Genomic DNA, 12,846 nt, shown 5'->3' with positions numbered 1-12,846 from the left:
AGAAATTTTTAACACCGTTAGCGTTATATTTGCTCCGTCAAATTGAACAGGTATTAAGTGAAATTGGTATCAGCTTAAGCTTTGTGCTCGATTACCCGCTCAATGGTGTCATCGCTGCGCAGTGTCAGGATTTCTACCCCATTTTCAGTTACCAGCAGTGTGTGTTCCCACTGGGCAGACAGGCTACGGTCCTTAGTGACCACGGTCCAGTCGTCCTTAAGCAGTTTGCAATGGCGTTTACCTGCATTGACCATAGGCTCAATGGTCAGACACATGCCAGCTTGCAGTGCTTCTCCGGTGCCAGGTTTGCCGTAGTGTACAATTTGCGGCTCTTCGTGGAACTCAGCACCAATACCGTGGCCGCAATATTCACGTACGATAGAGTAGTTAAAGCCCTCGGCATATTTTTGAATCGCAGCGCCGATGTCACCAATGCGTACGCCAGGCTTCACCATACGAATACCGATATACAGTGCTTCCTGAGTGACTTCGCTCAGACGTTTGCCCTGAATACTCGGCGTACCAACAAAGAACATCTTTGAGGTGTCGCCGTGATAACCATCTTTGATGACAGTCACATCTATATTAATGATGTCGCCCTCTTTAAGCGGTTTGTCGTTTGGAATACCGTGACAAATGACATGATTTACAGAGGTACAAATTGACTTCGGGAAACCGTGGTAGTTAAGTGGTGCCGGGACTGCCTGCTGCACATCCACGATATAATTATGACAAATGGTATTCAGCTCATCGGTCGTCACCCCTGGTTTGACATAAGGTTCAATCATTTCTAATACTTCAGCGGCTAACTTACCGGCAACACGCATTTTTTCGATTTCTTCAGGGGTTTTGATCACTGCACTCATTGAGACTCCAAGTCATAGTTTCGACGCAACAACACCAGGCTAGTTTATGAACGATTTTTAGCCCAAACGTTGAGTTAATTTCTTTTATATGGTATAAAGCGCGCCGTCTTTTTACAAATAAATCTTTCAGCCGGGTTCGGCTCACAGGTTGTTTGTAACGAAGACAACACGAAATTTAATTTTAACACACACACATATCGACACATACACTTGGGTGCAAGCGCGGAACAAATTATCGGGTAACCGAATTTTCGAACTTGTTGGTGTTATGGGATATGTGGAGGCCTAACCCTAACTAAATTAGAGGAAAATACAAATGGCAAACGTTTCAATGCGCGATATGCTTCAAGCTGGTGTTCACTTCGGTCACCAGGCTCGTTACTGGAACCCTAAGATGAAGCCTTTCATCTTCGGCGCTCGTAACCGTGTACATATCATCAACCTGGAAAAGACTGTTCCTATGTTCAACGATGCACTTAAGTTCCTTTCGAACGTTGCATCTAACAAAGGTAAAATCCTTTTCGTAGGTACTAAGCGCGCTGCAAGCGAAGCAGTTAAAGAAGCAGCTATTCAAAGCGAGCAGTTCTACGTAAATCACCGTTGGTTAGGTGGTATGCTGACTAACTGGAAAACAGTTCGTCAGTCAATCAAGCGTCTTAAAGACCTTGAGACTCAAAGCCAAGACGGTACTTTCGAGAAGCTGACTAAAAAAGAAGCTTTGATGAAAACTCGCGAAATGGAAAAGCTTGAGAAGAGCCTTGGTGGTATCAAAGATATGGGCGGTCTTCCAGACGCTATCTTCATCATCGATGCTGACCACGAGCACATCGCTATCCGTGAAGCAAACAACCTGGGCATTCCAGTAGTATCTGTTGTTGATACTAACTCTAACCCAGATGGCGTTGACTTCATCATCCCAGGTAACGATGACGCGATCCGCGCTATCCAGCTTTACACTGGTGCAGTTGCGACTGCTATCACTGAAGGTCGTGAAAGCAACATCGTTGCTCAAGCAGAAAGCGACGACTTCGTAGAAGCTGAGTAATAGATTACAAACCGTGCCACTGGCAACACAGGTGTGCGGGTGGCCGGTTGTAACGCACTAAGCTGTCATCAAGTCTTCATCTTATTTTTCCGAAGACTTGATATTCTTTACAAGCGGTAATTCGCTTATCAAAAAACCGAATTCAGAATTGAGGATATTCTAATGGCTGTAACTGCTGCCCTAGTTAAAGAACTTCGCGAGCGTACTGGCGCTGGCATGATGGATTGTAAAAAAGCACTGACTGAAACTAACGGTGACATCGATCTGGCGATCGAAAACATGCGTAAGAGCGGTGCTGCTAAAGCTGCTAAAAAAGCTGGTAACATTGCTGCTGAAGGTACAATCCTGATCAAGCAAGGTGAAGGTTTCGCTGCACTTCTTGAAGTTAACTGTCAAACTGACTTCGTTGCTAAAGACGAAAACTTCCTGGGTTTCGCTAACACTGTTCTTGACGCTGCTGCTGAAGCTAAGACAGACATCGAAACTTTGAAAGCTAAGTTCGAAGAAACACGTGTTGCACTAGTTGCTAAAATCGGTGAAAACATCAACGTTCGTCGCGTTGAGTACATCGACGGCGAAAACATCTCTGCATACCGTCACGGCGACCGTATCGGTGTTGTTGTAACTGGTGACGCTGACGAAGAGACTCTGAAGCACGTTGCAATGCACGTTGCTGCGTCTAAGCCTGACTACCTAAACCCAGAAGACGTACCTGCTGAGGTTGTAGAGAAAGAAAAAGCGGTTCAGGTTGAAATCGCTATGAACGAAGGCAAGCCTGCTGAAATCGCTGAGAAAATGGTTGTTGGCCGCATGAAGAAGTTCACTGGTGAGATCTCTCTTACTGGTCAGGCGTTCATCATGGAGCCTAAGAAGTCTGTTGGCGAGTACCTGAAAGAGAAAGGTGCTTCTGTTTCTTCATTCATTCGCCTTGAAGTAGGTGAAGGTATCGAGAAGAAAGAAGAAGACTTCGCTGCTGAAGTTGCTGCTCAAATCGCAGCTGCGAAAGGCGAATAATCACGCTTAGGTGATTAAGTGATGCAAAAGCTCCCTCGAGATGAGATTTGCTTTTGCTTCACTGCACAAAATTCTCTAAAATAACCGCGCATTTATGTGTAGCATAAGCGCGGTTATTTTGTATCTCACTTTTAATTTGGCCCGGAAATTATGACTATCAATCGAAAACCTGTTTTTAGACGCGTTCTTCTTAAACTTAGCGGCGAAGCTTTGATGGGAGATGAAGGCTTTGGAATCGATCCTAAAGTACTGGATCGTATGGCCCAAGAAATAAAAGAACTTGTAGAACTCGACGTAGAAGTGGGTTTGGTTATCGGCGGCGGTAACTTCTTACGTGGCGGCTCTCTGGCCGAGGCGGGTATGAACCGCGTAGTGGGTGACCACATGGGTATGCTGGCAACTGTCATGAATGGTCTGGCAATGCGTGATGCGCTGCACCGTGCGTTTGTGAATGCCCGACTGATGTCCGCCATTCCACTCAATGGTGTTTGTGATGCGTACAACTGGGCAGAAGCAATCAGCTTGCTGAAATCAGGTCGCGTCGTGATCTTCTCAGCGGGTACTGGTAATCCGTTCTTCACGACAGATTCAGCAGCCTGCCTGCGCGGTATCGAAATTGAAGCGGATACGGTGATCAAGGCCACTAAAGTAGATGGCGTATTTAGTGATGACCCGGTGAAAAACCCGGATGCAGAACTACATCGTCACCTGACTTACAATGAAGTGATTGAAAGAGAATTAAAGGTTATGGACCTGGCGGCATTTACCCTGGCTCGTGACCACAACATGCCTTTAAGCGTATTCAACATGAACAAACCAGGCGCGCTAAAGCGTGTTATCATGGGTGAAGAAGAAGGCACTTTAATCAGTACACAACCAGCTGCGGAGTAAGGGCTTAGGTTAAGAGCCTTAGCAAAACCGTAATAAAACTCGCCAGCTGAGTCCGATTAATACAGTAAAGAATAGGATAGCACTGTGATTGATGATATTAAAAAAGATGCGCAAGAGCGCATGACAAAAAGTGTAGCTGCGCTGGCAAGCCAGCTGTCTAAAATCCGTACTGGCCGTGCACACCCGGCATTACTTGACGGTATTTCAGTATCTTACTACGGCGCTGACACGCCACTGAACCAGGTTGCCAACGTCACGGTAGAAGACTCTCGTACTCTGGCTATCAGCGTATTTGACAAGTCTCTGGCACAAGCAGTAGAAAAAGCCATCATGGCATCTGATTTAGGTCTGAACCCTATGTCTGCGGGCACGGTTATCCGTGTTCCACTGCCTCCATTGACAGAAGAGCGTCGTAAGGACCTTATCAAGATCGTACGTGGCGAAGTAGAAGGCGGTCGTGTTGCGGTTCGTAATATCCGCCGTGATGCAAATGGTGACGTGAAGTCTCTACTTAAAGACAAAGAGATTTCTGAGGACGAAGCACGTCAGGCTGAAGACGAGATCCAGAAGCTAACTGATAAGTTTATCAAAGAGATGGACACCCAGCTGAGCGCGAAAGAAGCAGAGCTGATGGAAATCTAAGCAACCACAAATTTATTAGGTTTGCAGCGCCGTCTAAGGTATACTAGACGGCGTTTTTTTTACTTAAATAGGCATTATGATTTTAACCGCTGACGCAATTTCACAGCAATCTCTGCCCAAACATGTTGCCATCATTATGGATGGAAATGGTCGATGGGCTCAGTCGCGTAAACGTCCCCGTGCTTTTGGGCACAAAAAAGGGGTCGATTCAGTGCGCAGTGCCGTGCAGTTTTGCTCTAAGCTAGGGATAGAGTCATTGACGTTGTTCGCCTTTAGTAGCGAAAACTGGCGTCGTCCTGAAGACGAAGTCAGTACTTTGATGGAATTATTCCTGTTTGTTTTGAGTAAAGAAGTTAAAAAGCTCCACAAGAATAATGTGAAACTGTCGATCATAGGCGACATCTCGCGCTTCCCAGCCGGGTTACAACAAAAAGTCGCTGATGCAGAACAGTTAACCGAAAGCAACACAGGTTTGAAGCTAAATATCGCAGCAAACTATGGTGGCCGCTGGGATATAGTGCAGGCGACCCAGTCCCTAGCACAGCGAGTGGCCAGTGGTGAGATTCAGCCAACCGACATTACGGAAGAGGCGCTATCTTCACAGCTAACCATGGCGGACCAAAGTCCACTGGATCTGTTGATCAGAACGGGTGGAGACTATCGCATCAGTAATTTCTTACTGTGGCAGGCTGCGTATGCTGAACTCTATTTCACCGAAACGCTATGGCCAGATTTTAATGAGGAAGCATTTTCAGAGGCGCTTGCCTGCTACGTTTCCAGAGAGCGACGTTTCGGTTGTACCGGCGAACAAATAAAACAATTACTCGCCGAGCGCAAAACAACAAGTTGAAGGTATAAAGTTTGTTAAAACAACGTGTTATGACGTCGGTGGTGCTGGCGCCACTGGCCTTACTATTGGTGTTTTTCACACCACTTAATCTATTTAGCGTGATTGCCGGCGCCATTATTTTGATGGGCGCCTGGGAATGGGCGGCCTTTATAGGCCTGACTAATCGGCTCCACAAAGGCGTCTATGTCCTTATTATGGCAGCCGTGCTGGCGGCTCTTCATGTACATTGGCCGATCACTGAATTATGGCAACAAGGGCGTTTAGTTGCAGATGCGAACTATGTCTTTACGCTTGCCGCAGCCTGGTGGCTGGTTGCGACCGTTCTGGTTATGAATTATCCACGTATGGCCAGAGCCTGGAATGAAGGTATGATCATGCGTACCATCGCCGGCTTTTTGACCTTAATTCCACTATGGCTGGCACTGAATGTACTGCGCAGTGCAGAGTATCATCAGGCAGAGCAATATGGCTCGGTATTAATCATGGTGGTACTGGGCATTGTCTGGAGTGCAGACATAGGCGCTTACTTTGCCGGTAAGAATTTTGGCAAACACAAGTTAATGCCCAATGTTAGCCCCAATAAGACGATTGAAGGGTTGATCGGTGGTTTACTGACGTCTGTCGTGTTTGTGGTTATTTTCTGCTATTGCAGCGACGTTGAGCAACACCAGTGGCTATTGTATGCCGGCTTAACCGTTGTGATTGCGCTGTTTTCTGCTGTCGGTGATTTGCTGGAAAGCATGTTTAAACGTGAAGCCGGGTTAAAAGACTCGGGCAAATGTTTGCCGGGACATGGCGGTATTCTTGACCGTATCGATAGTTTAACTGCGGCCGCGCCGATTTTTGCCTTGTTGTATGCCTGGACGGTGACACTATGAGTGACAAGCAAAACCTGGTTATTTTAGGGTCTACTGGCTCTATTGGCACATCAACGCTGGATGTTGTCGAGCGAAATAGCACACAGTATCAGGTTTTTGCGCTGGTTGCCGGACGTAATGCGCAGCTGGTTATTGAGCAGGCGCTGAAGCATCAGCCTCGCTATGTCGTCATGGGAGCTGAAGAAGCAGCCAGAGAAGTGGGCGCAGCACTGAGTGGCCAGCAGACGGAGGTGCTCTGTGGCACTCAGGCCATGTGTGATATTGCCGCTCACACTGACGTCGACATAGTGATGTCAGCCATTGTCGGTGCGGCGGGATTATTGCCAACACTGGCGGCGGTAGAGCAGGGCAAGAAAGTCCTGCTGGCCAACAAAGAATCTCTGGTCATGTCTGGTCAGTTGTTTATGGATAAAGTAAAGCGCCATGGTGCAACTTTGCTGCCCATAGACAGCGAACACAATGCTATTTTCCAGTGTTTACCTGATGCGCTGCAAAAAGGTGACAGCACCGCCCTTGACGCTCAAGGGATCCGAAAAATCCTGCTAACCGGTTCCGGCGGCCCGTTTTTGACCCGGGCCATTGATACGCTGGCCGATGTAACCGTTGCAGAGGCTGTCGCACACCCCAATTGGTCAATGGGACAGAAGATCTCCGTAGACTCCGCGACCATGATGAACAAAGGGCTGGAGTTTGTCGAAGCAAAATGGTTGTTTCATTGCCAGGCTGATGACATTGAAGTGGTTATCCACCCGCAGAGTATGATCCATTCTATGGTGCAATACATAGATGGCTCTGTGATTGCGCAAATGGGGCAACCTGATATGCGCACGCCAATTGCTTATGGCCTGGCTTATCCTGAGCGAATCGAAGCCGGCGTAAAACCACTCGATTTTGCGGATATTGTTGATTTCACTTTTACTAAACCCGATTTCAATCGCTATCCCAATTTAAAGCTTGCAATTGATGCCTGCCGTAGTGGTCAGTCTGCAACGACCACGTTGAATGCGGCAAATGAAATAGCCGTTGCTGCCTTTTTGAACGAGCAAATTGGGTTTTGCGATATTTATCGCATTAACGCCGAAGTGCTTGAACGCTGCCATCAGGAACCATTACACTCTGTGGACGCGATTATGGCACAGGATGCGCAAGCACGCAGACTTGCCAGGGAACTGATCACTAAGTAGGAGTTGTTATGCTTGAATTTTTTTGGAACCTGGGTTCTTTCATCGTCGCACTGGGGATCTTGGTGGCTGTACATGAATATGGCCACTTTTGGGTTGCCAGAAAAGCAGGCGTTAAGGTACTTCGCTTTTCTATTGGATTCGGAAAGCCCCTGGTACGTTGGTACGACAAACTCGGTACTGAATATGTCATAGCTGCCATCCCCCTGGGTGGTTATGTTCGCATGTTAGATGAACGAGTTGATGAGGTTGAAGCGTCAGAGCAGCACTTGTCCTTTAACAACAAACCCGTCCTTTCCAGAATCGCAATTTCAGCTGCCGGACCACTTGCAAATTTCATTTTTGCTATTTTCGCACTGGCTCTGATGTACATGGTCGGGGTGCAAAATGCCAAACCCATTGTTGGAGGCGTGACTGAAAATAGCATTGCCGAACAGGCGCAGGTACAATCCGGAGACCGCATCATAAGTGTTGATGAACAGGTTGTTCAGTCCTGGCAGGAAGTAACGTTTGCGCTGATGAGTGGTTTAGGCGAATCAGAGGTGATACTCAAAGTCCAGGACAACAAAGGTCAACTTGCCTTACGTCAACTCGATACGCGGGAGTGGCGACTGGACGAGCAGGACGTACCGCCTCTGACATCTGTGGGGATCCAACCCTATCGCCCCAACCTGAAACTGGAAATAGCTCAGGTTGCTAAGGGCTCTGCGGCAGAGGAAGGTGGATTGGAAGTTGGCGACAAATTGCTGCGTTACAACAATGAACCTCTTAACTCTTGGACTCAGTTTGTTCAGCTCGTACAAACCTCAGCCCAAAAGCGCAGTCATTTGGTTGTGCAACGAGGGGCAGAGGAGGTAGACCTCTATCCAACTCCTGAGGGTCGAAAAGACAGCTCTGGAGTACTGACTGGCTATTTAGGGGTTGTTCCTGTACTTGAACCCTGGCCGGAAGGCTATATTGAAACTAGACAATACGGGGTATTCGATAGTATCGTGCTGGGCGTTAAAAAAACCTACGACTTGACGGCGCTCAGCTTTGAGATGATTGGTAATTTATTGACCGGGCAGGTATCGGTCAAGAATCTCAGTGGGCCAGTTGGCATTGCTGTTGGAGCCGGAAATAGTGTGAGTTATGGGTTTGTCGCATTTTTGGGCTTTTTGGCATTAATTAGCGTCAACCTTGGGGTTTTCAACCTTTTACCCCTGCCGGTCTTAGATGGCGGGCACTTAATGTATTACTTTATTGAACTTATTCGCAAAAAACCGGTCTCTGAAAAGACACAAGAGTTAGGCTACAAGGTGGGTGCGGTTGTGCTCCTGGCGCTAACTTGTTTTGCACTACTTAACGATGTATCGAGGCTTTAGGCCGCTAGGTGCGATAGCAATTGAGGCGCACTGTTCGCCGTAAGCTGTAAAGGATAAAGATAATAAAATGCCTATAAAAAAACATTTAGCTGTAACGAGTTTACTGGGCGCGAGCTTTGCTGCTCTGGGGCAAAACTCCTTTATCGTAGAAGATTTGAAAGTTGAAGGCCTGCAGCGCGTTGCGCTGGGCGCTGCGTTAACGCACATTCCAATCAACGTTGGTGATCAAATTGACGATTACACAGTGTCTAAGACGATTAAGGCGTTGTTTGCGTCAGGCCACTTTGATGATATTGCCGCATTTAGAGATGGCAACCAGGTTATCTTCAAGGTCAAAGAGCGTCCCACGATTGCCTCTATTGAGTTTGATGGCAACAAAGACATTAAAGATGAACAGCTACAAGAAAGTTTAGACCAGCAAAATATTCGTGCCGGTGAAACCCTCGACAGAACGGTTATCGATAGCGTAGAGAAAGGTCTGATTGAGTTTTTCCACAGTATTGGTAAATACAATGCCAAAATTGAAATGAGCATAGTTGAGTTACCAAGAAACCGGGTCAGGCTGAAGCTGGATTTCAATGAAGGCGACGCCGCATCCGTCAGGCAAATTAACCTGGTAGGCAACGAGCTCTTCTCTGATGAAGAACTGTTAAAGCTGGCTGAGTCGCAACAAGACTTACCCTGGTGGAAATTCATGTCAAGTGATCGCTACCAGAAGCAAACCATAGAAGGCGACCTGGAGAAGATCCGCAGTTACTATCTGGACCGTGGCTACCTGCGTTTCAATATCGATTCAACTCAGGTTTCTGTCAGCCCTGAACGCGAGTCGGTTTATGTCACAGCAAACCTCACAGAAGGTGAGCAGTACATGGTAAAAGACTTTGAGTTCATTGGTGACTTACTCGGTCGCGAAGAGCTGATCCGCAGCGTCATACCTCTAAAAAGTGGCGAGCTATACAACGGTTCGATCGTGACCGCCTCGGAAGAGTTTATTAAAAGCTATCTGGCACGTTTCGGGTATGCCAATGCAGAAGTACGTACCGTTCCAGATATTGACGATGAAAACAAAGAAGTTAAGCTGACGCTGGCCGTAGACCCGGGCAAACGTGTTTATGTGCGTCGCATTGCGGTCAACGGTAACCAAGTGACTGCGGACCATGTTGTTCGCCGTGAAATGACTCAGCTTGAAGGTGCGTGGTTATCTAACCAAAGCCTCGAGCGTTCAAAGCTACAGATCCAACGTCTGCCCTATATGGAAAGTGTTGACTTTGAAGTTAAGCCAATTCCGGGTATTGACGACCAGGTTGACGTTGATTTTAAAGTAAAAGAGCAGCCAGCAGGTAGCTTCCAGGCCGGTGTTGCCTATGGGTCGTATGGTGGTTTGCAGTTTAACGTTGGGGTGAGTGAGTCTAACTTCCTCGGCACCGGTAATCAGCTGGCGTTTAACATTAATACGGGTCGCGGCTCCAAGCGTTACACTGTGTCTTATACAAACCCTTATTTTACACCGGATGGCGTATCTCAGGGGACGAGTGTTTTCTACAGTGACTTTGACGGTAGTAAGCTGGGCCTGATTGATTATGACCAGACAAACTATGGTCTGGGTACAAACTTCGGTTTCCCAATCGATGCCGTTAACCGCATTAACTTTGGTGTGCGCTGGATAGAAGAGGAGCTGGATCGCATTCCAAACTACGAACAGTCTCGAGTCATGGTTCTGGCGTTTACCGATCAAGACAATCCGGATGCCGGATTTGATTTTACCAAGTATGAGCTAAGTGTAGGCTGGTCTCGCATCACGGTTAACCGTGGTATGTTCCCGACAGATGGTTCACGTCAAAATGCCACCTTCAGGGTTACCACACCTAACTCGGATCTGAACTTCTTTAAAATCAACTACGATTCACGTTTCTACTGGCCAGTCAGTAACGACCACCGCTGGGTGTTTTCTGCTCGCGCGGGACTTGCCTATGGTAATGGTTACGGAGAAGTCAACGGCTTTGAGCAAACACTGCCATTCCAGGAATTCTACCGTATTACCGAAATGGAATTACGCGGCTTTGACCGTAACACCATTTTACCGCGCGCGTTGCAGCGTGTACCTACCTCTATCGGCGGTTCACCATTGCCAGATGGTACAGTACCCGGCTCAATTGGTGGCGACCCGGAATTTGATAACCTGATCCAGGGTGGTCGTATCGGTGGTAACGCAAAAGCGTTAGCGGGCATCGAAATGATTGTTCCGACTCCGTTTATGGACGAGGAAAACACCAGTTCAGTGCGCACCAGCTTCTTTATTGATGCTGCCAACGTCTGGGATACGGAGTTTGACGTTGATCGTTACACCAACTTATCACCAAGTGTTTATAACACACTGTCGGACTACTCTGATCCAAGTCGATTCAGAGTGTCTACGGGCTTATCTGTACAGTGGATCTCACCAATGGGACCTATGCTGATCAGTTTCGCCTACCCACTGAAAAAAGAAGAAGATGATGAAACAGACTTCATCAGCTTCAATATAAGTAATACTTTCTAAGGAGCTAATTGTGAAAAACCTATTTAAAACTTCAGCCATGGCGCTGATGGCTACACTCATGATGGGTGCGTCTGCGTCTGCTTTTGCACACAAAGTTGGCTTGGTCGATATGCAAAACATTTATGGTAAGTTGCCGCAAATGGCCGAGATTGAAAAAACACTGCAAGCCGAATTCGCTGAACGTCGCCAAGAATTAGAAAAACTACAGGGTGATATCCGTTTCGAAGCTGAAAAGTTCAAGCGTGAAAGCGCGACAATGAGCGAAGACCAGCAAGCTGAATTGCGTAAAAAAATTCAGGGCATGCAGCAAGAGCTGGCCACAAAAGGTCGTCCTCTTGAGCAAGAAATTAAAGTGCGTCAAAACCAGGAACTGGCAAAAGTTCAGAAACTGATCGTTGATGCCATTGAAGAAGTTGCCAAAAAAGGAAAATATGACGAAGTTCGAGTAAAAGATACGACAATTTACTTCAACCCTGATAAAGTTTCTGACCTGTCTGATAAAATTGTTGAAGTAGTCAGTAAAAAGTAATGACCAAACACTACACTTTGTCGCAGTTGGCTGAGGCACTGGGCGCCGATTTACAAGGCGATCCAGCTCAGCCAATTGAGAAAATCGCCACCTTGCTCAATGCAGGTGATAAGGACATTGGGTTCCTTGCGAATAAAAAGTACCGCAGCCAACTTGCATCCACGCAAGCAGGTGCAGTGATCCTCTCGCCTGGTGAGGCTGAGCACTTCTCCGGGAATAAGCTCATCTGTGATAACCCATACGTTGCCTATGCCAAGTTGGCGCAATATATGGATACCACACCCAGTGCCGCACAGGGTATTCATGAGCGGGCATCAGTGGATGCATCCGTTAAACTTGGGCAGAACGTCAGCATTGGCGCAAACGCCGTAATAGAAGCGGGCGTTGAGCTGGGTGATGACGTGCAAATTGGCCCTGGCTGCTTTGTTGGTAAGCATACCCGCATAGGTGCAAAGACTAAACTGTGGGCCAATGTCACCATTTATCACGAAGTCGTTATTGGTGAGTCATGCTTATTTCAGTCAGGTGCTGTGATTGGCAGCGATGGCTTTGGTTACGCAAACGAAGGCGGAGAGTGGGTTAAAATTCCTCAGCTCGGTAGCGTCATTATCGGTAATTGCGTAGAAGTTGGCGCGAGTACGACCATTGACCGTGGTGCGCTGGATGACACTGTGATCCACGACAATGTGATCCTGGATAATCAAATTCAAATTGCACACAATGTTGAGATTGGCTACGGTACGGCCATTGCTGGCTGTAGTGTTATGGCCGGTAGTGTAAAAATCGGTAAGTACTGCCAGATAGGCGGTATGGTGGCTGTCAACGGACACAATGAAGTGTGTGACGGAGTCGTCATTACAGGTATGAGCATGGTAACCAAAGGGATCTCCGAGCCGGGGATTTACTCATCAGGTATGCCACACACCACCAATAAAGAGTGGCGTAAAAATATTGCTCACCTACGCAATCTTTCTGATTTTAAAGCGCGACTGAAAGCGCTGGAAAGCCTCACTGAACAGCTTAAACATACTGATAACTAAAGGATGT

At 47.3% G+C, this 12,846-nt stretch carries 12 protein-coding genes; 11 read left to right on the top strand and 1 reads right to left on the bottom strand.

Translation table 11 applies throughout. The features are described from left to right. Nucleotides 1–74 precede the first annotated feature (74 nt). Nucleotides 75–866, bottom strand: coding sequence for a type I methionyl aminopeptidase (gene map / locus NH568_RS16330; protein WP_253048834.1), 792 nt, complete (start codon nucleotides 864–866; stop codon nucleotides 75–77). A 316-nt stretch (nucleotides 867–1,182) separates the two neighbouring features. On the opposite strand from map, the gene rpsB reads away from it, so the two are divergent. The 11 genes from rpsB to lpxD all read left to right on the top strand — a co-directional run bounded on the left by rpsB (nucleotide 1,183) and on the right by lpxD (nucleotide 12,839). Then, nucleotides 1,183–1,911: a 30S ribosomal protein S2 gene (gene rpsB / locus NH568_RS16325; protein WP_049866374.1), complete on the top strand. Its 729-nt coding sequence runs from the start codon at nucleotides 1,183–1,185 to the stop codon at nucleotides 1,909–1,911. Between the two features lie 162 nt (nucleotides 1,912–2,073). Further along, nucleotides 2,074–2,925 carry a translation elongation factor Ts gene (gene tsf, locus NH568_RS16320; protein WP_054015665.1) on the top strand — a complete coding sequence of 284 codons (852 nt, stop codon included), beginning with the start codon at nucleotides 2,074–2,076 and terminating at the stop codon, nucleotides 2,923–2,925. Nucleotides 2,926–3,075: 150 nt separating this feature from the next. Next, on the top strand, nucleotides 3,076–3,816 hold the full coding sequence (gene pyrH, locus NH568_RS16315) for a UMP kinase (protein ID WP_010385750.1): 741 nt from the start codon (nucleotides 3,076–3,078) through the stop codon (nucleotides 3,814–3,816). An 84-nt stretch (nucleotides 3,817–3,900) separates the two neighbouring features. Further along, entirely contained in the window at nucleotides 3,901–4,458 is a 558-nt protein-coding gene (gene frr / locus NH568_RS16310) for a ribosome recycling factor (protein ID WP_010385751.1), read from the top strand. Nucleotides 4,459–4,534: 76 nt separating this feature from the next. Then, the gene (locus NH568_RS16305) at nucleotides 4,535–5,308 is read left to right on the top strand and encodes an isoprenyl transferase (protein ID WP_138550054.1); all 774 of its coding nucleotides are present in this window, start codon (nucleotides 4,535–4,537) and stop codon (nucleotides 5,306–5,308) included. A gap of 11 nt (nucleotides 5,309–5,319) precedes the next feature. Next, nucleotides 5,320–6,186 carry a phosphatidate cytidylyltransferase gene (locus NH568_RS16300; RefSeq protein WP_253048832.1) on the top strand — a complete coding sequence of 289 codons (867 nt, stop codon included), beginning with the start codon at nucleotides 5,320–5,322 and terminating at the stop codon, nucleotides 6,184–6,186. Next, nucleotides 6,183–7,370 (top strand): 1-deoxy-D-xylulose-5-phosphate reductoisomerase, encoded by a 1,188-nt coding sequence (ispC, locus tag NH568_RS16295; protein WP_253048830.1) that lies wholly within the window; start codon nucleotides 6,183–6,185, stop codon nucleotides 7,368–7,370. Before NH568_RS16300 ends, ispC begins: the two co-directional genes overlap by 4 nt. An 8-nt stretch (nucleotides 7,371–7,378) precedes the next feature. Beyond that, a complete protein-coding gene (gene rseP / locus NH568_RS16290; protein ID WP_253048828.1) occupies nucleotides 7,379–8,731 on the top strand; it encodes a sigma E protease regulator RseP in 1,353 nt (450 codons plus the stop codon). A gap of 67 nt (nucleotides 8,732–8,798) precedes the next feature. After that, a complete protein-coding gene (bamA, locus tag NH568_RS16285) occupies nucleotides 8,799–11,270 on the top strand; it encodes an outer membrane protein assembly factor BamA (protein ID WP_253048826.1) in 2,472 nt (823 codons plus the stop codon). 10 nt (nucleotides 11,271–11,280) lie between these two features. Continuing rightward, complete coding sequence (locus NH568_RS16280; protein ID WP_253048824.1) at nucleotides 11,281–11,799, top strand: OmpH family outer membrane protein; 519 nt, start codon at nucleotides 11,281–11,283, stop codon at nucleotides 11,797–11,799. Beyond that, the gene (gene lpxD, locus NH568_RS16275; RefSeq protein ID WP_253048822.1) at nucleotides 11,799–12,839 is read left to right on the top strand and encodes a UDP-3-O-(3-hydroxymyristoyl)glucosamine N-acyltransferase; all 1,041 of its coding nucleotides are present in this window, start codon (nucleotides 11,799–11,801) and stop codon (nucleotides 12,837–12,839) included. The genes NH568_RS16280 and lpxD overlap by 1 nt, the downstream gene beginning before the upstream one ends. Nucleotides 12,840–12,846: the final 7 nt, after the last annotated feature.

Source organism: Pseudoalteromonas sp. XMcav2-N, from assembly GCF_024124545.1.
Classification (GTDB): domain Bacteria; phylum Pseudomonadota; class Gammaproteobacteria; order Enterobacterales; family Alteromonadaceae; genus Pseudoalteromonas.
This window is presented reverse-complemented; position numbering and strand designations above follow the sequence as displayed.

Coding starts and splice junctions, on each gene's coding strand:
- map (WP_253048834.1), bottom strand. CDS start 866: ATGAGTGCAGTGATCAAAACCCCTGAAGAAATCGAAAAAATGCGTGTT.
- rpsB (WP_049866374.1), top strand. CDS start 1,183: ATGGCAAACGTTTCAATGCGCGATATGCTTCAAGCTGGTGTTCACTTC.
- tsf (WP_054015665.1), top strand. CDS start 2,074: ATGGCTGTAACTGCTGCCCTAGTTAAAGAACTTCGCGAGCGTACTGGC.
- pyrH (WP_010385750.1), top strand. CDS start 3,076: ATGACTATCAATCGAAAACCTGTTTTTAGACGCGTTCTTCTTAAACTT.
- NH568_RS16305 (WP_138550054.1), top strand. CDS start 4,535: ATGATTTTAACCGCTGACGCAATTTCACAGCAATCTCTGCCCAAACAT.
- ispC (WP_253048830.1), top strand. CDS start 6,183: ATGAGTGACAAGCAAAACCTGGTTATTTTAGGGTCTACTGGCTCTATT.
- rseP (WP_253048828.1), top strand. CDS start 7,379: ATGCTTGAATTTTTTTGGAACCTGGGTTCTTTCATCGTCGCACTGGGG.
- bamA (WP_253048826.1), top strand. CDS start 8,799: ATGCCTATAAAAAAACATTTAGCTGTAACGAGTTTACTGGGCGCGAGC.
- lpxD (WP_253048822.1), top strand. CDS start 11,799: ATGACCAAACACTACACTTTGTCGCAGTTGGCTGAGGCACTGGGCGCC.